The 19,368-nt window shown below is 68.4% G+C and carries 17 protein-coding genes; 10 read left to right on the top strand and 7 right to left on the bottom strand.

Features of this window, described 5'->3' with window-relative positions; translation table 11 throughout:
* Nucleotides 1-216 precede the first annotated feature (216 nt).
* The 3 genes from ACRY_RS16900 (at nt 217) to ACRY_RS16890 (ending at nt 3,009) form a co-directional block, all read left to right on the top strand.
* Nucleotides 217-1,536, top strand: coding sequence for an ammonium transporter (locus ACRY_RS16900; RefSeq protein WP_007424096.1), 1,320 nt, complete (start codon nt 217-219; stop codon nt 1,534-1,536).
* Between the two features lie 128 nt (nt 1,537-1,664).
* Entirely contained in the window at nt 1,665-2,567 is a 903-nt protein-coding gene (locus ACRY_RS16895) for a ribokinase (RefSeq protein ID WP_012040380.1), read from the top strand.
* A 10-nt stretch (nt 2,568-2,577) separates the two neighbouring features.
* Nucleotides 2,578-3,009, top strand: coding sequence for an RbsD/FucU family protein (locus ACRY_RS16890; protein ID WP_007424098.1), 432 nt, complete (start codon nt 2,578-2,580; stop codon nt 3,007-3,009).
* Here the strand turns inward: ACRY_RS16890 and ACRY_RS16885 are convergent.
* Together ACRY_RS16885 and ACRY_RS16880 are read right to left on the bottom strand one after the other, a co-directional pair.
* The gene (locus ACRY_RS16885) at nt 2,999-3,442 is read right to left on the bottom strand and encodes a DUF1810 domain-containing protein (protein ID WP_007424099.1); all 444 of its coding nucleotides are present in this window, start codon (nt 3,440-3,442) and stop codon (nt 2,999-3,001) included. The genes ACRY_RS16890 and ACRY_RS16885 overlap by 11 nt on opposite strands.
* Before the next feature lie 80 nt (nt 3,443-3,522).
* Nucleotides 3,523-4,125 carry a hypothetical protein gene (locus ACRY_RS16880; RefSeq protein ID WP_013641085.1) on the bottom strand — a complete coding sequence of 201 codons (603 nt, stop codon included), beginning with the start codon at nt 4,123-4,125 and terminating at the stop codon, nt 3,523-3,525.
* Nucleotides 4,126-4,618: 493 nt separating this feature from the next.
* On the opposite strand from ACRY_RS16880, the gene ACRY_RS16875 reads away from it, so the two are divergent.
* The 5 genes from ACRY_RS16875 to ACRY_RS16855 are packed head-to-tail and all read left to right on the top strand — an operon-like array spanning nt 4,619 to nt 9,585.
* Nucleotides 4,619-6,103 carry a replicative DNA helicase gene (locus ACRY_RS16875; protein WP_007424101.1) on the top strand — a complete coding sequence of 495 codons (1,485 nt, stop codon included), beginning with the start codon at nt 4,619-4,621 and terminating at the stop codon, nt 6,101-6,103.
* Nucleotides 6,104-6,132: 29 nt separating this feature from the next.
* On the top strand, nt 6,133-6,942 hold the full coding sequence (locus ACRY_RS16870; protein ID WP_007424102.1) for an EcsC family protein: 810 nt from the start codon (nt 6,133-6,135) through the stop codon (nt 6,940-6,942).
* Nucleotides 6,939-8,012, top strand: a complete 1,074-nt coding sequence (gene alr / locus ACRY_RS16865) for an alanine racemase (RefSeq protein ID WP_012040378.1) — start codon at nt 6,939-6,941, stop codon at nt 8,010-8,012. Before ACRY_RS16870 ends, alr begins: the two co-directional genes overlap by 4 nt.
* 8 nt (nt 8,013-8,020) lie before the next feature.
* On the top strand, nt 8,021-8,803 hold the full coding sequence (locus tag ACRY_RS16860; RefSeq protein ID WP_007424104.1) for an MlaE family ABC transporter permease: 783 nt from the start codon (nt 8,021-8,023) through the stop codon (nt 8,801-8,803).
* Nucleotides 8,800-9,585, top strand: coding sequence for an ABC transporter ATP-binding protein (locus ACRY_RS16855; RefSeq protein WP_012040377.1), 786 nt, complete (start codon nt 8,800-8,802; stop codon nt 9,583-9,585). Before ACRY_RS16860 ends, ACRY_RS16855 begins: the two co-directional genes overlap by 4 nt.
* Before the next feature lie 142 nt (nt 9,586-9,727).
* Here the strand turns inward: ACRY_RS16855 and ACRY_RS16850 are convergent, their stop codons facing one another.
* Entirely contained in the window at nt 9,728-10,972 is a 1,245-nt protein-coding gene (locus ACRY_RS16850; protein ID WP_231295302.1) for a hypothetical protein, read from the bottom strand.
* Between the two features lie 318 nt (nt 10,973-11,290).
* Nucleotides 11,291-12,292 (bottom strand): NAD(P)H-quinone oxidoreductase, encoded by a 1,002-nt coding sequence (locus ACRY_RS16845; protein WP_012040375.1) that lies wholly within the window; start codon nt 12,290-12,292, stop codon nt 11,291-11,293.
* Nucleotides 12,293-12,418: 126 nt separating this feature from the next.
* Between ACRY_RS16845 and ACRY_RS16840 the strand changes: the two genes are divergently transcribed.
* On the top strand, nt 12,419-13,621 hold the full coding sequence (locus ACRY_RS16840; protein WP_231295301.1) for an ABC transporter substrate-binding protein: 1,203 nt from the start codon (nt 12,419-12,421) through the stop codon (nt 13,619-13,621).
* Nucleotides 13,622-13,642: 21 nt separating this feature from the next.
* Here the strand turns inward: ACRY_RS16840 and ACRY_RS16835 are convergent, their stop codons facing one another.
* The 3 genes from ACRY_RS16835 to ACRY_RS16825 are packed head-to-tail and all read right to left on the bottom strand — an operon-like array spanning nt 13,643 to nt 16,827.
* Nucleotides 13,643-14,269 (bottom strand): c-type cytochrome, encoded by a 627-nt coding sequence (locus tag ACRY_RS16835; protein ID WP_231295300.1) that lies wholly within the window; start codon nt 14,267-14,269, stop codon nt 13,643-13,645.
* Between the two features lie 36 nt (nt 14,270-14,305).
* Complete coding sequence (locus ACRY_RS16830) at nt 14,306-14,803, bottom strand: hypothetical protein (protein WP_043509257.1); 498 nt, start codon at nt 14,801-14,803, stop codon at nt 14,306-14,308.
* Nucleotides 14,800-16,827 carry a protein-disulfide reductase DsbD family protein gene (locus tag ACRY_RS16825; protein ID WP_012040372.1) on the bottom strand — a complete coding sequence of 676 codons (2,028 nt, stop codon included), beginning with the start codon at nt 16,825-16,827 and terminating at the stop codon, nt 14,800-14,802. Before ACRY_RS16825 ends, ACRY_RS16830 begins: the two co-directional genes overlap by 4 nt.
* A 47-nt stretch (nt 16,828-16,874) precedes the next feature.
* Between ACRY_RS16825 and hrpB the strand changes: the two genes are divergently transcribed.
* A complete protein-coding gene (hrpB, locus tag ACRY_RS16820; RefSeq protein WP_012040371.1) occupies nt 16,875-19,304 on the top strand; it encodes an ATP-dependent helicase HrpB in 2,430 nt (809 codons plus the stop codon).
* The last annotated feature ends 64 nt before the right edge of the window (nt 19,305-19,368 follow it).

The raw sequence follows: 19,368 nt of genomic DNA, 5'->3' as shown, positions 1-19,368 counted from the left end.
TGATTTCGGCGTAATCCAGGACAGGCTGCAACGAGGTCACGAAGGGCGATCGCCACCGGCCATGTGCCGGAATGACGTGCTTATGGAAGTTCATCCCCGATCCTGCCTGACGGCCCGGCCAGCGCCCGAGGTTTTGGCACAATTCCTGCTAACTGCCCGATGTCACACGGATCAGCCGCATCGGATAACGGGCGGAACAAGAAGGAGCGGGTCGCCATGACGCGACGTTTATGGACGGTGGGAGCCCTCTCGCTCCCGCTTGCCGGCATCTGTTTGCCTGCAAAAGCGGCAGAATCGGGTTTGAGCGCGGGCGATACTGCCTGGATGTTGGTCAGTTCGGTCCTGGTGCTGCTGATGACCATTCCCGGCCTCGTTCTGTTCTACGGCGGCATGGTCCGCAAGAAGAACGTGCTTTCGATCATGATGCAGAGCGTCGTCATCTGCGCGGTCGTTTCCGTCCTGTGGCTCGTGGTCGGCTACAGCCTGGCCTTTTCCAACGGCAACGGCTTCGTCGGCGGGCTGGGCGATGTCCTGCTGGAAAACCTGGCGCGCGACTGGAACCTGCCCTTCACCCTCGGCACGGGGCTGCCCGACGCGGTGCATCTGCGGGTGCCGGAGAGCGTGTTCGTCATGTTCCAGCTCACCTTCGCGATCATCACCCCGGCCGTGATCACCGGCAGCTTCGCCGAGCGGATGAAGTTTTCCGCCCTGCTGATCGTGATGGCCGCATGGTCGCTGCTGGTTTACGCGCCAATCGCCCACTGGGTCTGGAGTCCCGCAGGCTGGCTCTACCGGCTCGGCATCGCCGACTACGCGGGCGGCACGGTCGTCGAGGTGAATTCCGGCATTGCCGGCCTCGTCTGCGCGCTCTATCTCGGCCGCCGCCTCGGTTTCGGACAGGACAACATGATGCCCTGGAACCTGTCCTATGCGGTGATGGGCGCCTCGCTGTTGTGGGTCGGCTGGCTGGGCTTCAATTCCGGCGGCGCCGGCGGCGCCAATCCGAATGCCGGCATGGCAGTGCTGGTCACCCAGATGGCCGCGGCGGGAGCGACCCTGTCCTGGACCGCGGTCGAATGGGCGCATCTCGGCCGTCCCACGGTGCTGGGCGCGATTTCCGGTGCCGTGGCCGGCCTTGTGGCCATCACCCCGGCGGCGGGCTTCCTGCTTCCCGGCCCGGCATTGCTGCTCGGGCTTGCGGCTGGCGTGGTCTGTTTCTGGGCCGTCACCGTCGTGAAAATCCGCCTTCGCTACGATGATTCGCTCGATGCTTTCGGTGTGCATGGTGTCGCGGGCATTCTCGGCACGCTGGCCACTGGCGTGCTCGCCTTCGGCCCGCTTTCGGGCGGCGCGGTCGAACCCGGACTGCACCAGCTGGCGATCCAGGCGCTCGGCGTGGCGGCGACGATGATCTATTGCGGCGTCGTCACCGCCGGCATCCTGTTCGCCACGCAGCGCCTGGTCGGCCTGCGTGTGACCCGTGACGAGGAACGGCAGGGCCTGGATGAGGTGCTGCACGGAGAATCGATCGCCTGACACCCCGCCCGCCGGGAAGGCGGCGCCGCGCCGGCATCCGGCATTTTGACTTGCGGCGCCGAAGCCCGCAGAAGTCGGGTCGAACCCGCCGCCGCGGGATTCCGGTGCGATACGGAGGAACGGAGCCCATGCTCGTCGTCGGCAGCGCGAATATGGATCTCGTGGTGCGGACACGGCGCGCCCCGGATGCGGGCGAAACCGTCATGGGCCTCGATTACGCGACTTATCCGGGCGGCAAGGGGGCGAACCAGGCAGTCGCCGCGCGGCGGGCGGGCGCAACGGTCGCCTTCGCCACCTGCCTCGGCCGCGACGCCCATGGCGATGCCCTCCACGCGACGCTCGCCGCGGAAGGCATCGATCTCTCCCTTCTGCGCCGCGTCGACGCGGCGAGCGGGGTCGCGCTCATCACCGTGGAGCACGGCGGGCAGAACCGCATCGTCGTCGTTCCGGGCGCGAACCAGGATCTGCGGCCGGAGCGCCTGCCCGATCCGGTGCCGGCAGGGCTGCTGCTGGCCCAGCTGGAGGTGCCCGTGGAAACCGTTCTGGCGGCGGCGCGACGAATGAGGGCCGCTGGCGGGCGGACGGTGCTCAACGCCTCGCCGGTGGACCGGCTCGATCCGGCCACGCGGGCCGATCTCCTGGCTGAAACCGACATTCTCGTGGTCAACGAAACCGAAGCGGCCGCCCTCCTGGGCGCCGATTCTCCGGATGCCGCACCGGCCGAGATGGCCCACCGCCTTGCCGCCGGACGGCAGGCGGCCATTGTCACCCTCGGCGCCGCTGGCGTGGTATGGCACGCGGGCAAGGCGGGTAGCCGGGTTGAGCCGCATCGGGTTCCGGTGGTCGATACCACCGCCTGCGGCGACGCCTTCGCCGGCGCGCTGGCTGCCTCGCTCGAGGCGGGCGGCTCGATCGAGGAGGCTGTCCGTTTCGGCAATGCGGCCGGCGCGCTGGCCGCGACACGGACCGGCGCGCAGCCCTCCCTGCCGACCCGCCAGGCCATTCTCGACCTGCTGACCCGCGACACATGAAGGAGCGCCCATGCTGCACGGTATCGATCCCATCCTCACCGCCGATCTTCTGCATGCGTTGCGGGCGATGGGCCATGGCGACACGATCGCCATCGTCGACGCGAATTTTCCCGCCGCCACCTGTGCGAGGCGCCTGGTCGCCATGCCGGGCCTCGAGGCCGGGACGGTGTTCCGGGCGGTGCTGAGCGTCCTGCCGGTCGATGATTTCATCCCCTTGCCGCTGCTGACCATGCAGGTCGTCGGCGACGCGGCGGCCGTGCCTCCGGCGGTGGCGGAGTTCCGGCAGATCGCGGCCGGGGCCGGGGTGGGCGCCGAACGCATGGGCACACTGGATCGCCATGGCTTCTACGCCGCCGCGCGGGACAGTTTCGTGATCGTCCAGACCGGCGACCGGCGGCTCTATGCCAACGTGATTGCGACCAAGGGCGTGATCAGGACCTGAACGGCGCCGCTCCAAGCCGCCGAACCGTCTCGGGATCGGGCTGTCCGTCGTACCAGCGGTCGAGATTCGCCTGGCAGATTTCGTCGCCGCACGCCAGCGCGAACAGGCTCATCGAAGAGCGGAACTTCAGCGCATCGATCGGGCCGAAGATCGCCTCCGGCGAATCGGCTTTGGCCGCCAGCACGAGCGCGGCGGCCTCGCGCAGGCGGGCGCCAAGCAGCGGATGCGCCATGTAGGCGCGGGCTTCCGCCATCGAGCCGATGCCGTAATGCGCCGCCGCCAGCGAGCGGCCGAGCCCGCGCAACTGGGGAAAGACGAACCACATCCAGTGCGTTCGTTTCCGCCCGGCCGCGAGTTCGGCGAAAACCTGCCCGATCACCGGTGCCTGGGCATCGACGAAGCGGGCGAGATCATGGGGATCGTCACCGGGCATCGAGCCGACCCTGCCGCAGGACGGACGGCTCGCGCCCGGCCGAAATCCGGCGCCGCAGCCGCGCGCGGCGCCCGCGGGTATCAGGCATTGCCGCCGCCGAGCTCCGCGCCTTCGCCGTGGGACAGCCCCGGAAGTGCGTGAACATGCGCGTCTCGGGCGCCATGCCGGGTCAGAATGTCCAGGGCGCGGCGCTCTTGCTCGGGCGTCCATGTCCGGACCCAGAGCAGAAGGCCGCCTTGTTCCAGCTGGTCCTGCAGCCGCCTGGCTCGGCTGTCGCCGACGAATTTGGCGAGCACACCGCCGATCAGCCCGCCGGTTCCGCCACCGATCGCGGAGGCGATGACCGCCGCTGCCAGCTCGCCGCCCGCGGCAACGATCGGCACCGCGGCAACGACCGCGCCGACATAGAGCAGCCCGCCGATCAGCGCGCCTTCCGCATCTCCGACGGATTCCGGCGAGACGTAGTCTCCGCGCGGTGTTTTGGGATCATCCTCCAGACCGGCAATATTCCGCCGTTCGGTCCGGGGTGTTTCGAATACCGAGGCCTCGGAGGCCAGAAGGCTGATATCGGCTCGGTCGAAGCCTGCCATCAGCAGATCGTCCACGGCGGCCTGGAACGCATCTCGTTCAGTGAAGACGCCAACCGCTTCGCGGATCGTGATGGCCGGCTCAATGGCAGACATGGTCTTTCCTTTCTGAACGATCGATGGACAAACTGGCCCGCCCCGCCGACCGTCGCTGCCGGTTCGCCCCCGACATGCGCCGCCGGGTTGCCTCAAGATCGACTTCGCGACCAGGGACGTTCATCTGTCCTCTGAAATGCTGCGGGTTTCGGTAAGAGGAGACTAGGTCAGCAGAACGGGGAACGGCCAGCCCCCTTGGAGGTGATGGCCAATCGGGTCATGTGTGGACCGTCATCTCGCCCGGCGATGGCGAACTCGGTTCGCATGCGGACGGACCGGGGACGTACATGCCTTGTCGCTGCATTGAACCAGCCGCTGCCAGGCTCGTGGTGGTGACGCCGCCGGGCTGATTTCCAGCCAGGCCCACGTCCACCGGCGATACGGCCTCACGCCGTGCATGCCCGCGACTTATCCACCTTATCCACCTTATCCACAGCCCCGTCGCGCGGCGGGCGCGCTGTCCTGCATCCATCGGCCGCGCTAGTAGCGTGTCATGGATATGACCGAGTCCGCGCTTCTCACCGTCTCCCCAAGACTGCCGCCCGCCAATCTCGAGGCCGAACAGGCCCTGCTCGGCGCCCTGCTGGCCAACAACAAGGCCTATGAGCGGGTTTCGGAGTTCCTCGCCCCCGAGCATTTCGCCGATGCGGTGCATGGGCGGATCTACGAGGCGATTGCCCGGCGGATCGAGGCCGGGCAGGTCGCCGACCCAGTCACGCTGCGCGCGACCTTCGAACATTCCGGCCTGCTCGACGATGTCGGCGGCGCGGCCTATCTCGGCCAGCTGCTCACCGCGATGGTCGGGATCATCAATGCCGGTGATTACGGCCGGATCATCTACGATGCCTGGATCCGCCGGCAGCTGATCGAGCTGGGCGAGCTCACGGTCAATCGCGGCTTCGGCTCGGATCCCGAGCTCGACGGCACCGCGCAGATCGAGGCGGCGGAGCAGGCGCTGTTCGATCTCGCCACCAAGGGCGGCAGCGAGGGCGCCGCGATGACCTTCGAGACCGCGCTGGCGATGGCGATCGACACCGCCGCCAAGGCCTTCGAGCGCGATGGCAAGGTCTCGGGCCTGACCACGGGCCTCACCGATCTCGACGCCCGGACCGGCGGGTTGCACCCGTCGGACCTGCTGATCCTCGCCGGCCGCCCCGGCATGGGCAAGACGGCGCTCGCGACGAAGATCGCCTTCGGCGCCGCCCAGGCCCTGCTCAACGAGGCCCGCGCCGAGAACCCGAACGCCGAGGCAAAGCAGTGCGTCGCGGTCTTCTCGCTTGAAATGAGCGCCGAGCAGCTCGCCACCCGCCTTCTCGCCGAGGAGGCGCGCGTCTCCTCCGACCGCATCCGCCGCGGCGAGATCGGGCAGAAGGATTTCGACAATTTCGTCGCGGTGTCGCGCCGCATCGCCCGGCTGCCGCTGATCATCGACGACACGCCGGCGATCACCCTCTCCGCGCTGCGCACCCGCTGCCGCCGGCTGCGGCGAACGCGCGGCCTCGCGCTCATCGTGGTCGACTATCTCCAGCTCATGCGCCCCGCCGCCGGCACAAGGCCGGACAACCGCGTGCTGGAAATCAGCCAGATCACCCAGGGGCTGAAGGCCATCGCCAAGGAACTCTCGGTCCCGGTCATCGCACTCTCGCAGCTCTCCCGCGCCGTGGAATCCCGCGAGGACAAGCGCCCGCAGCTCTCCGACCTTCGCGAGTCCGGCACGATCGAGCAGGACGCCGACGCGGTGATGTTCGTCTATCGCGACGAATACTACCTCCAGGCCCGGATGCCCAAGCAGATGGCGTATGATTCGGAGGACAAGTTCCAGGACGCGCTGGCCAAATGGCAGCAGGACATGGAGCATGTGCACAACCGCGCCGAGCTGATCCTCGCCAAGCAGCGCCACGGCCCGACCGGCAAGATCGACCTGTTCTTCGAGGCCGAATTCACTCGATTTGCCGACCTCGACACCCAACATGAATGACCGGTGAGCGAACGGAAGGAGTGCGCGCGATGGCGACATCAGGCGGCAATGCCTGCGCCGGCCTGCCCGAGGCCGACCTTGCGCGGATCGCGCAGGCGGCGGAGCGCTATGTCGCGGCGCACGGGCTGTTCGCCCGCCTGCTGAGCCGGATCGGCCGCGGCACCGTGGGCGCGGCGGAACGCGCGCTGAACCTGTTCCTGCCGAACAGCCGCCGGGCGATCGAGGACTACGCCTCCGAAGCTCTGTGGTCGCTGCTCGACGTCTCGCGCGCCGGACTTGCGCCGCGCCGCGCGGGGCCGGCCTCCGAACGGGTCTATCGCGGCGCCGTCGCGGCGAGCGGGGCGATCTCGGGCCTCGCCGGCGGCCCGCTCTCGCTGGCCGACATTCCGTTCACCATGGCGATGATGTTCCGCGCCATCGCCGAGATCGCCCGCAGCCATGGCGAGGACATCGACGCGTTCGAAACCCGGCGCGCCTGCCTCGAAGTGTTCGGCTTCGGCACGATCCGCGACGAGGAAGGCGAGGTCGAGGCGAGCTACTGGGCGGTGCGCGGCGCGCTGACCCATGCGCCGCTTTCGCTGTTCCTGCGCACGGTCGCCGCGCGCTTTTCCGTCATGCTGTCCGAACAGGCGATGGCGGCCCTCGTGCCGCTGGTCGGCGCCTTGTCGGGGGCAGGCGCCAATTACCTGTTCATGAGCCATTTCCAGACCATGGCCCAGGTTCACTTCACCATTCGCGACCTTGAGCGCCGGCACGATCCCGAGCGGGTGCGCGCCTGTTTCGATGCGCATGTCGCCCGCCTGCGGGAGCGCCGGCAACTGTTCCGCAACGCCGCATGAACCACCCGACCCTGACCATCGACCCCGGCGCCGTCGCCGCCAACTGGCAGGCGCTGGCCGCCCGCCACACGGGAGAGGTCGCCGGCGTGGTGAAGGCGGATGCCTACGGACTCGGCGCGGCGCTGATCGCCCCTGCCCTCGCCGCTGCCGGCTGCCGCAGCTTTTTCGTCGCCACGCTGGATGAGGCCCTTTCCCTGCGCGCCCTGTTGCCGGCGGCGCGGATCGGCGTGCTCAATGGCTGCCCGCCCGGCGAGGAGGGAACGATGCGCGCGCGGGAGCTGAGGCCGGTTCTGGGCTCGCTCGCGGCCTGCGCGCGCTGGCGCGGCGCCGCTGGCGATGACAAGGCGCCGCCTTCGTTCCTGCATCTCGATACCGGGATGAACCGGCTCGGCCTCGATCGTGACGAGGCGGCCCATCTCATCGCCCATCCGACTCTTCTCGACGGGCTGGGCCTGACGCATGTGATGACGCATCTGGTCGCCGCGGAGGAGCCGGATGCGTCGGCGAATGCCGCGCAGCGCGAGCGTTTCGCCGCTTTCGCCGCGCGGTTCCCCTGGCTGCGGACCAGCCTTGCCAACTCCTCCGGCCTGTTTCTCGGCCCTGGGTTCGGCTCCGACCTCGCGCGGCCGGGCTATGCGCTCTATGGCGGCAACCCGACACCGACGGCGGCGAATCCGATGCGCCCGGCCATCGCCCTCGCCGCCCCCATCCTGCAGATCCGCGCGATCGCTTCGGGCGAGACCGTCGGCTACAACGGCACCTGGCGGGCGGCGCGGCCCTCGCGTATCGCGACGATCGGCGTCGGCTATGCCGATGGGTTGCCGCGGTCGCTGTCGAACCGGCTGACGGCGCGCTGGCAGGGGAAGATCATCCCGGTCGCGGGCAGGCTGTCGATGGACCTGACGACGTTCGACGTCACCGATCATCCCGACATCGCGCCCGGCGACGTCATCGAGCTGATCGGCCCGGGCCATGACATCGATGCCTTCGCCGCCGAGGCCGGCACGATCGGTTACGAGATTCTGACCTCGCTCGGCCCGCGCTATCGGCGGGTCGTGAAATCGGTATAATCCGGCGCATGAATCTCGTGCTCGACCCGATTGCCGCTCTCGGCCGCCTTGCGCTCGGCTTCGTGATCATGCTCGGCGAACTTGCGCTCTTCGCCGCCGCCGGCCTGTCCGGCCTGGTGCGCCCGCCCTTCCATCTGCGCAATTTCGGCCGCGCGCTGATGGAAATCGGCTATTCGAGCCTGCCGGTCGTCGCCCTCACCGCCGTGTTCACCGGCATGGTGCTGGCGCTGCAGAGCTATGTCGGCTTTTCCCGGTTCGACAGTTCGAGCGTGATCGCGAGCGTGGTGGTGCTGTCGCTCACCCGCGAGCTCGGTCCGGTGCTGGCCGGCCTGATGGTCGCGGGGCGGGCGGGCTCGGCGATTGCCGCGGAAATGGGCACGATGCGGGTGACCGACCAGATCGACGCGCTGACCACACTCGCCACCGATCCGATGCGCTATCTCGTCACCCCGCGCCTGCTCGCCGGGGTGATCGCCCTGCCGCTGCTGGTGGTGATCGCCGACATTCTCGGCGTGGCCGGCGGCTTCCTGGTCTCCACCGTCAGGCTCGGCTTCGAGCCCAACGCCTATCTGCGCGACACCGTGAACTACCTGCACAGCAACGATGTCGTCTCCGGGCTTGTGAAGGCGGCGGTGTTCGGCTTCGTGATCGCGTTGATGGGGTGCTTTCACGGCTACCGCTCGCGCGGCGGCGCGCAGGGCGTTGGCGGTGCGACCACGGCGGCGGTGGTCTCCGCCTCGGTGCTGATCCTGGCACTGGACTATCTGATGACCCAGGCGTTCTTCTCGTGAGCGGCGGCGGGACCATCGAGCCGAAGATCCGCATCCGCGGGTTGCGCAAGAGCTTCGGCGCGAAGCGGGTGCTCGACGGTGTCGATCTCGACGTGATGCCGAAGACGAGCACCGTCGTCATCGGCGGGTCGGGCACCGGCAAGTCTGTGCTGCTGAAATGCATTCTCGGCCTGATCCCGCCGGATGAGGGCGAAATCTGGATCGATGGGGAAAACCTGCTCACCGCGCGGCCGGCGCGCGCCCGCGCGCTGCGCGACCAGATCGGGATGCTGTTCCAGAACGGCGCGCTGTTCGACAGCCGGCCAGTCTGGGAAAACGTCGCGTTCGGGCTGCTGGCACGCGGCCGCGTTACCCGCGCCGAGGCGCGCACGGTCGCAGCCCGTGTGCTCGCTCAGGTCGGCCTTGATGCCAGCGTCGGCGAGTTGTCGCCGGCCGAGCTCTCCGGTGGCATGCAGAAACGCGTTGGCCTGGCGCGGGCGATTGCCGCCGAACCGTCGATCATGTTCTTCGACGAACCGACGACGGGGCTCGACCCCATCATGGGTGCCGTGATCGATGGGTTGATCGTCGATTGCGTGAAGCGCCTCGGTTCGACATCCATCACCATCACGCACGACATGGCGAGTGCCCAGCGTATCGGCGACCGGATCGCCATGTTGCAGGACGGCAAGATCGTGTGGGAAGGCGATGCCGCCACGGTCATGAACAGCGGCAACGACATGGTGGATCAGTTCACCCACGGCCGCCGCGAAGGGCCGATCCGGATGGCCCTGCGCCGCTGACATCAATCGGCGTACCCTGCCAGCGGCGTCGCGACATGACATTGCCAGGTGATATCGCCGTTATTGAACTTGCCGCTCGGCAACTAAAAAGCCCCGGGCACAAGGCCCGGGGCTGGCTCAAATGTCCCGTCCAAAATAGACGTCAGGTGATAATCGAGCCTCCAACAAATTTCTGCAGGTTGCTGGCATTGTAGCCAACCATGGTGATCTGCGTATTGTCCGAGAGGGTGACGAGCGCGGCACCGGTGGGGTAGTTGCCGTTGTTCGCACCAGTGACACTTACAATGTTGACACCGCTGAGAATGACAATGTTGTCGGTCTTCGAATTGAAGTTCTCAAGCACGTCGTTGCCGCCGCCGCCCTGCAGCGAGGACGAGAAGAAGTAGGTGTTGGTGGCGCCAGAAACGGTCGAACCATACATCGTCGCCGAGCCGGTTGCCGCGAAGAACGCCTGACTGCCGGAACCGGCGGACGAAATGATGTCGGTCCCCGAACCCGCAGCGAAAAGGTTGTTTTGCGTGACGGAGCTCGCCATCAGGGTTTCGTTGCCCGGTCCAGCAAACAGATCGTTATTGAGCGCGGAAGTAGTAGCTCCCCCACCACCGGCGAGGAGGTAATCGTTGTTGCCCGCACCCACCAGCGAAACGCCGCCATTGCCGCCGATCAACGAGTTGTTGCCGCCTGTGCCGCCGTAGAGCAGGCCACCGGCATTGCCGCCGAACGCGGTCACCGAACCGTGGCCGCCAAGCACCGTTGCCTGCGCCGAACTGGAGTTGATAAAATCCAGCGTGCCGGCGTAGCCGGTGGGAACGCCCGCCTGAACCGAGGCTGATCCGGTGGCCAGAACCGTATCGTTTCCGGTCAGCACCTTGAAGCGGTCAAGGCCACCGCTCAGCGTGGCCTGATTATCGCCACCCGCGTAAATGGTCGTGTTGCCCCCCAGATCGTAAATCTGATTGGGGTTCGAACCCGAATTGCCGGATGGCGCCGCGCTACCATTGGTCGAGATGACGGCATTGCTCTGTGAACCGATCAGATAGGTTGACGTATACCCGTTACCGGCAACCGAAACAGTGCCCGGAACCTGAACGACAACCTCATTGGCGCTCGACGGAACTGTGACGCTGATATTGTTCGCGGTGCCGGCAGCCGACGCGCCAGTGCTGTCCGTGTTGGTGATCTCATAGATCCCACCAGAAGAACTGGAACCAGCAAACGTTGCAGTTTTCCCGGCAATCGCATCGAAGTTGACCAAAGACGACTGGCCGTTAGCAACGGCCGCGTTGACCACATCAACGATCGACTGAAGGGACGCCAAGCTCGTGCCGCTCAATCCGCTTGCGGGAACCTGAACAATTCCGCTGACATGAGTGGCGGAATTGTTCACGCCACCTATGACTGTAATATATGAACTCATACCGTAAACTCCTGAAAAACCCTTACATGAATGATTCTCAATTATCCTGAACTGGCGTGGCAGGCAAGAGAAACTTTGCCTTTTCAAAACAATTGTTTTTAGATTTAACTAACATATTAGACGGAAATTTTAGGCAATTTCTAAAAATTTGAGTTTAAAATAAAAACTTTCCGTTATCATTTCTGGAAAGTTCGATTTCGTATCATATGGAGAATTTTAGATCTCTACGCGTGTCATAATTTCATATTAGACACGTTCGTTATGGACCGTAGGAGCATGGGAGTATCTTTATTCGAAAGAAAGAATAATTTTCCCGATATGTCCGCTCTCTTCCATCAAGCGATGTGCGCGGACAACATCTCCCCAGGGCATGGCTTCGGCAATCACCGGGCGAATTTTCCCCGATTCGAGCCAAGGCCATGCGCGTTCCCGCAATGCCGCAGCAATGCCCCCCTTCTCGGCAGTGCTGCGAGGCCGCATCGTCGATCCGGTGACGGTCAGCCGGTTTATCATGATCGGCAAGAGATCGAGATTGCTGGCGATACTGCCTCCCATGAAGGCAATCTGGATCAGCCGCCCGCCACGCCTCAAGGCACGCAGATTCTGCTGGGTGTAGGGCGCTCCAACCATGTCGAGCACCACGTCGACCCCGTTGCCCGCCGTCAGTGCCTTGATCTCATGAAGGAAATCCTGCTCACGGTAATTGATTGCAGCGGTCGCGCCAAGTTCGAGGCAAGCGTTGCACTTCGCAGCCGAGCCCGCGGTGGCGTAGACGCTCGCGCCATGAGCATGGGCCATCTGGAGCGCGGCGACGCCGATTCCGGACGTCCCGCCATGAACGAGAACGGAGTCGCCGGGCGCCAGGCGACCAAGATCAAACAGATTGGCCCAGACGGTAAAATACGTCTCCGGCAACGAAGCTGCCTCGATCGCGCCGAAGCCGGCAGGCCACGGCAGGCACTGCGCCGCCGGCACCGCGACATACTCGGCGTAGGCACCGCCATTGCAGAGTGCAGTCACGCGGTCACCCATCCGCCAATTGTGAACCGCGGCGCCGCATGCCACCACGGTTCCCGCCGCCTCCAGGCCAAGAATCGGGCTTGCACCCGGCGGCGGCGGATACGCCCCCTTGCGCTGCTGCACGTCAGGCCGGTTTACGCCGGCAGCCTCCACCCGGATCAGCACCTCATCATCACGAGGCTCCGGAACCGGACCGGTCACGACATGCATCACTTCCGGCCCACCGGGGCGGTCGAACGTCACATGCTTCATGCTGTCTGGCAGGCTCATCTGCGTCTCCTCATCTCGTCCGCGCGGCCATGGACCCGTGGCGCGACAATTCCGGCGCCTATCCGCACACTTCCTTCACCTATATATATGATCCATGAACGAGCAACCGCCACGCTCCGCCCGTCCGTGAAGAGATTGCTGCCCCGTCGCGCCTTCATCGGGGGCCTCGGCGCTGCCGGACTATCGATCCGCGGCGCCCGGCCTGCGTCGATTCACGCCGCGGAAAAGCAACGCAAGCGCCTGCTGATCGGGACGCTGTTTCCCGAGACCGGTGCCCAGACGCTTCTCGGCGACGAAGCCTGGCGCGGCGTCGAACTCGCGATCGATGCGGCGCGAGCCGGGATCGACGCCGACATTGAAGTCCTCCGCGCCGATGCGGCAAACCCCGACGCGGCCATCCGCGGCATGATCCGCAAGGCCGGCAAGGCGTCCGATATCGCCATGATTCTCGGCAGCCAGTCATCGACAGCCGCCTTCGCCGCGACCGCAGCCGCCGAACTCGCCGGCATTCCCTATGTCGAGCTCGACGCGCCGGCCGACGGCATCACCCGCCGCGATTTCAAGATCCTGAGCCGCATCTGCACGACAACGACGGATTTCGCCAGTGCCGCCGAATCGGCCATCACCACGCTGCTGATCCCTGGCTGGAAGACCGGCGCCGAACGCCTGCGCCTTGCCCTCCTGTTCGATATCGGCGCCACGGACGGCTCCTTCGCCGGCGCGATGCTCGCGGCCTGCCGGCGAGCCGGGCTACCGGTCGTGCTCAGCATGGCCTACGCCACCGAAGCGGCGGATTTCGACGAGGAAGTCGCGCGGATGCGGCGCGCCGGCATCGAACTGCTGATCCATGCCGGGCGCACCGCGCATGTGCTGCTGCTCTACCAGGCCATGCAGGAGGCCGGCTGGCGGCCCCGGATGATCATCGGGGCCGGGCCTGGCTATGGCCTCGCCGAGACGGGCGCGGCGCTGGGCCCCGCGCTCGACAATACGATGGTGATCGGCAACCCGCTTTACGGAGAGGACTCGGCACCGATCGCGGCAGCCTATCAGCGGCGCTATGCCGCCCCACCGCGCGGCGGGGCGAGCCTTACCACCCATGTCGGCACCACGCTGGCGCTGGACGCGCTGCGCACCGGCAAGCCGCTGCCGGCATCGCTCACCGCCATCAGCCGCCCGCGCGGCAGCCTGGCGAATGGCTGGGGCGTCCGCTTCGACACCACGGGTCAGAACCGGGAAAGTTTCGTCACCCTCCAGCAATGGCGGGACGGCGCCCTCATCACCATCGACCCGAAAATCCCCGGCGCCGCGAAACCCGCCCTCACCCTCTGAAGGCCGCGCGGCGCCCGGCGATCACTGCCCCGGCGCGGCGGGCGGCTGGGCCGCGAAATAGGCGGCCACCGCCTTGATCTGCGACGGACTCAGCATGTCGGCAATCTTCTGCATCAGGTGCAGGTTGCTCTCGTTGCGCGCGCCTTTCTGCCAGGCCAGCAGCTGCGCCTCGAGATAGTTCGCCGGCTGGCCGGCGAGCCGCGGGAATTCCGGCTCCATGCCGCGCCCGCCGGCGCCGTGGCACGAGTCGCAGGCCGGAATCGCGTGGTCGGTGCCCGCACCGACACCGTGGATCGCCAGCGTCTCGCCGACATTGTCCTTCGGGGCGGCGGGCAGCGAGGCCGGAGCGACCACCGGCAGGCCGTGGTAATATTCGGCGATCGCCTTGCGCTCAGACGCGTTCAGCCCGCCGGCGAAGCTGCTCATCATGCCGTTGCGCCGCGTGCCATGCTTGAAGGCGTAAAGCTGCTGCTCGAGATACTTCACCGGCTGGCCGGCGAGCGCCGGAAACCCGGCGGCCGGATTGCCCATGCCGTTGTGGCCATGGCACCCCGCGCATTGCGCTGCCTGCGGCGGCGGGGCCGCCTGCGCCACGCCGATCCCGGCCAAAATCGCCACAACCGCCAGCACGCCACTGTTTCGCATCATGTCCACCCCGTCCTGAAATACCGATATAGAACGCTCTTAGACCGTCGGCGCGCCGCGTTCCATACGGCAGGCGGCCGGGACGCGGGCACTCACCGTCCTGTCAACGCGGACCAGGGAGAAATCCGTGCAGCCCGGCCCGTCGATCCGGCCGGCCATGGACCCGCCCGCGCCGCCGAGCGTGCCACGCAGCCCGACCCAGACGAAATGCGCCGGGCGCAGCAGCCATATCGTCGGCTTCAACGCGATGCTGCGGGCGGCGGCGTCGTAGCGTCCGGCCATCGTGAAGCAGCCCGGCGGGACATGCGGATTGCCCGCCAGCGCGTGGAAGAAGAACAGCGCCCGGACCCGGCCGCGCCCGGCCGGGGTGATGGTGAGATCGAGCGCCGTGGCGCCCTGCGCGCAATGATACTGCCCGGCCCAGGCGCCGGACGGCGAGACGCGGGCAGGCCGGACGTCCGCAACGGCCCCCATCGCGACCCCGACCAGCGTTGCCGCCAGCATCGCCCCCTGCGCGACACGGCGCAGGCGGATCACGAGCGCGCGCCCGCGATCGTGGCCCGGACGATCGACGGCGTGAGCACCTGCGGCAGAACCACCGGTGCGGCGTGTCCGGGCGGGTAATAGACATAGATCGGCACGCCATCCCGCCCATGCGCGGCAAGGAAGCGGGTGATCGCGGGATCGCGCCGGGTCCAGTCGCCGACCATGAGCGTCACGTGCCGTGCCGCGAAAAGGCGCTGCATCGCGCGCGGCGCCAGTGCCACCCGCTCGTTCACCTGGCAGGTGATGCACCAGGCGGCCGTCATGTCGACGAACACGGCATGGCCGTCCTTGCGCAGCGCCGCGAGCTTCGACGGGGAATAGGGCACCGCGCTGCGGGGCAGTGCGCCGGGGAGCGCGGCGGGACCTGTTGCATCGGCGGGGACGACCCGGGGCAGGAGCAGCACCGCCCCGATCACTGCGAGAACCGCGAGCCCACGGAGGAGAATGCCCGGAAAGCGTAGCAGCCAGAGAGCGAAGCCGATGAGCAGCGCGCCGGCGCCGACGATCAGCACGCCCGACGATCCGGCCTCGACCGACATCACCCAGAGCAGCCAGACGGCGGTGCCGAACATCGGGAACGCAAGGATCTGCCGCAGGATCACCATCCACGGTCCGGGCCGCGGGAGAATGCGGCCAACCGCGGGGACCGCGGCCAGCGCCACGAAGGGCAGGCCGATGCCGAGGCCGAGGGAAGCGAATATGCTCAGCCCGAGCGTGACGGGGGCGGCAAGTGCCGCCGCGAGCGCACCGCCCATGAACGGCGCCGTGCACGGCGTGGCCACCGCGACGGCGAGCAGCCCGGTTGCGAAACTGCCGAGCACGCCGCCATGGCGGGCCAGGCCGGCACCGAGATTCTCGAGTCCGGAGATCTCGAACAGGCCGGCGAAATTGAGCCCGATGGCGAAGACGAGCCAGGCCATCACGGCGATGAAGACCGGCGACTGGAACTGGAAGCCCCAGCCCAGCGCCGCGCCGCCCGCGCGCAGGGCGAGCAGCCCGCCGCCGAGCAGCAGCATCGCGGCGACGGTGCCGGCCGCATAGGCAAGCGCCTCGCGCCGGGCGAGCGGACGGTCGTCATGGCCGAGCCGGGCCAGCGCCAGCGCCTTGATCGCCAGCACCGGAAACACGCAGGGCATCAGGTTGAGGATCAGGCCCGCCAGCAGCGCGGCGCCGAGCCAGACGATCAGGGGCGTGCCGGCAAGCGGCGGCGGCGCGGCGCCCGGCGCGGCATGCAGCGTCAGCGCCTGCATCCGGCCCGAGGGATCGGTGATCTCGATCACGCCGGCGGCCGCGGTCATCGGCGGGTGCGCCGGCTTGAGCCGGAGGGTGAAGCCATCGCGCACGAAGCCAAGACGCTGCGGCGCCGCGTTGACGATCGCCGCCGGGTCATCGGGATAGAAATGCGCGCTCTTCACCACGCTCCGGCCGAGGCCGGCGCCGGTGATGGCGAGCGTGCCGTCCGGCGCGATGGTCGCGCGATAGGGCGAGGGACGCGGCAAGGCCGCGCGGGCGGCGCGGAACAGGCCTGCCTCGGCCGACGCACCACCTGCAAGGGCGAGATGGAAACGGCCGTGTTCGGGAACGCAGAGCTTGGGGTTGCAGACCAGCCATTCGGCCTTCGCGTCGATCGCCGTCACACCGGATTGAGGCAGTGTCACGGTGAAGGGCAGTAGCACCGTGCCGCTCTCGATATAGTCGCCCACGCCGCCGCCGGCGACCAGCCAGTGCGGCGGCGGAAAGGCGAATGGGCCGGCCTTCGCCCCTGCCGGCGCGACGATCGACACGGTGGGAGCCTGCCCGGCATCGCCCGGATCGGACCAGTAGATGTGCCAGTCCGGCTTCAGGTGGAACAGCAGGCCAAGCGTGATTGTCCCGGCCTTCGGCGCGTTCGCGGCGGAGACGAGCGAGACCTGCGCGCGCGGCGAGGTGACCTCGTTGCTGCGCGCCGCCCGCGCCGGGCCGGTGGCGGCAAGAGCCAGAAGGAAGGCGGCAAGAGCGGGCAGAAGGCGTTTCATCGGCTCAATATCGCATATCGGGCGGTTCGGTGCTAACCGCCCGCCTCATGGACGAACTGCCGGTTGCCGCCATCCTGCCCGATCTTCGCGCAAGCCTCGCGCGGTCGGCCAATGCCGTTCTCGTCGCCCCGCCCGGCGCGGGCAAGACCAGCCTGGTGCCGCAGGCACTATTGGGTGCGGACTGGCTGGGCGGACAAAAGATCGTGATGCTCGAACCAAGGCGGCTTGCCGCCCGCGCCGCGGCGGAGCGGATCGCGCAGCTGATCGGCGAGGCGCCAGGCGGCACGGTGGGCTATCGCACGCGGCTGGAGTCCGTGATCGGCCCGGCGACGCGGATCGAGGTGATCACCGAGGGGCTGCTGACCCGCCGGCTGCTGGCCGATCCCGGGCTCGATGGCATCGGCTGCGTGATCTTCGACGAGATTCATGAGCGCAGCCTCGAGGCCGATCTCGCCCTGGCGCTGACGCTCGACCTGCAGCGCGGCCTGAGGCCGGAGCTGCGGATCCTCGCGATGTCGGCCACCGCCGACATCGCGACCCTGACCACGCTGCTGGAGGCGCCGGTGATCGAGAGCGCGGGGCGGGTCCATCCGGTGACGATCGAATTCGCCGCGCGCGATCTTGCCGATGCGCGGGACCTGCCGGCGGCGCTGGCCCGCGCGGTGCGCGGCGCGCTGGCGGCGCATCGGGGCGACGTTCTCGCCTTCCTGCCCGGTGTTGGGGAAATCCGCCGCGCCGCCGAGGCGCTGGAGGGCGCGCCGGCCACGATCATGCCGCTCTACGGCGACCTGCCGCCGGCGGAACAGGCGCGGGTGCTGGCCCCATCGAGCCAGCGGCGCGTCATTCTCGCGACCAGCATCGCGGAAACCTCGCTCACCGTGCCGGGGGTGCGGGTGGTGGTGGATGGCGGGTTTCGCAGGGCGCCGGAATTCGATACCGGCCGGGCGCTGACCCGCCTCGTGACGCGGCGGATCAGCCGGGCGGCGTCCACCCAGCGCGCCGGCCGCGCCGGGCGCGAGGCGCCGGGGGTGGCGATCCGGCTGTGGACGGAGGCGCTGCATCGCGGTCTGCCGGAGTTCGACGCACCGGAAATCGCCGCCGCCGAGCTTTCCGGGCTGGTATTGACCTGCGCCGCCTGGGGCGCGGACGCGGCGGCGCTGCCCTTTCCCGAGCCGCCGCCGCCCGGCGCGCTGGCGCAGGCGCGCGCCCTGCTCACCGATCTCGGCGCGATCGACGCCACCGGGCGGATCAGCCAGGCCGGACGGCGGATGGCCGAACTCGGCGCCGCCCCGCGCCTCGCGGCGATGATGCTGGCCGCCGACAGCGCGGCGGAGGCGGCGCTGGCCGCCGATCTCGCAGCACTGCTCGAGGAACGCGACCCGCTGCGCGAGGCGGGCAGCGCCGATATCGCGCTGCGGCTCGACGCGATCGCCGGGCGCGGCGGCGGCGATCGCGGGGTGATCGCGCGGATCCGCCAGGCGGCGGGCACCTATCGCGGGCGGCTCGGGCTGCGGCGGGATACGCAAGCGGGCGGCGACCCCGCCGTGCTGATCGCCGCCGGCTTTCCCGACCGGATCGGCGTGCGCCGCGGCGAGCCTGGCAGTTTCCGGCTCAGCGAGGGGGGCGGCGCGAAACTCGACCCGGCCGATCCGCTGGCGCGCGCGCCGATGCTCGCCGTCGCCGCGCTGGGCGGCCGGGGCGCGCCGAAGATCGGGCTCGCGGCACCGATCAGCGCCGCGACGATCGAGGAGCGCCTCGCCGCCCGCATCGTCACCACGCGGGAGATCGGGCTCGATGGCACCGGCGGCACGGTGATGGCGCGGGAGCGGCGGCGCTTCGGCGCGCTGGTGCTCGCCGAACGCAGCACGCCGGCATCGCCCCCGGAGATCGAGGCGGCGCTGCGCGAGGCGATTCGCGAGAAGCCGGGCCTGCTCGGCTGGAGCGACGAGGCGCGGCAGTTGCAGGCCCGCGTGGCGCTGATGCGGGAGATCGAGCCGGAGGGATGGCCCGACCTGTCCGACGAGGCGTTACGGGCGGATTTCGAGACCTGGCTGTTTCCCTATCTCGCCGGGATGAGCCGGTTGAAGGAGGCGGCGGCGCTCGACCTGCTCGCCATCCTGCGCGACCATCTCGGCCATGAGCGCGTCCGCGCGCTCGACGCGGCGCTGCCCGCGCGGATCGAGGCGCCGGGCGGTGCCGTGCCGATCGACTATACCGGACCGGTGCCGGTGGCGGCAGCGCGGGCGCAGGCCTTCTATGGCAGCGACGCGACACCACGCCTCGCCGGCGGGGCGGTGAGGTTGCAGATCGCGCTGCTCTCGCCGGCCGGGCGGCCGATCGCGGTGACCGGGGATCTCGCCGATTTCTGGCGGCGGGGCTGGGCCGACGCGCGCAAGGACATGCGCGGCCGCTATCCCAAGCACGAGTGGCCGGAAGAGCCGTGGCGCGCGCCGGCCCGGCCGCGCGGGCGGCGCTGATCGGCAGGTGTGACCCGCGTCGCAGCCGTGAGTGGAACAGCATGCCATAACGGATGCGAACTGG

Origin of the sequence: Acidiphilium cryptum JF-5 (assembly GCF_000016725.1) — a bacterium.
Taxonomy (GTDB): Bacteria; Pseudomonadota; Alphaproteobacteria; order Acetobacterales; family Acetobacteraceae; genus Acidiphilium; species Acidiphilium multivorum.
This window is presented reverse-complemented; position numbering and strand designations above follow the sequence as displayed.

Coding starts and splice junctions, on each gene's coding strand:
- ACRY_RS16880 (WP_013641085.1), bottom strand. CDS start 4,125: ATGTCTGCCATTGAGCCGGCCATCACGATCCGCGAAGCGGTTGGCGTC.
- ACRY_RS16845 (WP_012040375.1), bottom strand. CDS start 12,292: ATGAGCCTGCCAGACAGCATGAAGCATGTGACGTTCGACCGCCCCGGT.
- ACRY_RS16870 (WP_007424102.1), top strand. CDS start 6,133: ATGGCGACATCAGGCGGCAATGCCTGCGCCGGCCTGCCCGAGGCCGAC.
- hrpB (WP_012040371.1), top strand. CDS start 16,875: ATGGACGAACTGCCGGTTGCCGCCATCCTGCCCGATCTTCGCGCAAGC.
- ACRY_RS16890 (WP_007424098.1), top strand. CDS start 2,578: ATGCTGCACGGTATCGATCCCATCCTCACCGCCGATCTTCTGCATGCG.
- ACRY_RS16895 (WP_012040380.1), top strand. CDS start 1,665: ATGCTCGTCGTCGGCAGCGCGAATATGGATCTCGTGGTGCGGACACGG.
- ACRY_RS16825 (WP_012040372.1), bottom strand. CDS start 16,827: ATGAAACGCCTTCTGCCCGCTCTTGCCGCCTTCCTTCTGGCTCTTGCC.
- ACRY_RS16885 (WP_007424099.1), bottom strand. CDS start 3,442: ATGCCCGGTGACGATCCCCATGATCTCGCCCGCTTCGTCGATGCCCAG.
- alr (WP_012040378.1), top strand. CDS start 6,939: ATGAACCACCCGACCCTGACCATCGACCCCGGCGCCGTCGCCGCCAAC.
- ACRY_RS16875 (WP_007424101.1), top strand. CDS start 4,619: ATGGATATGACCGAGTCCGCGCTTCTCACCGTCTCCCCAAGACTGCCG.
- ACRY_RS16860 (WP_007424104.1), top strand. CDS start 8,021: ATGAATCTCGTGCTCGACCCGATTGCCGCTCTCGGCCGCCTTGCGCTC.
- ACRY_RS16835 (WP_231295300.1), bottom strand. CDS start 14,269: ATGATGCGAAACAGTGGCGTGCTGGCGGTTGTGGCGATTTTGGCCGGG.
- ACRY_RS16900 (WP_007424096.1), top strand. CDS start 217: ATGACGCGACGTTTATGGACGGTGGGAGCCCTCTCGCTCCCGCTTGCC.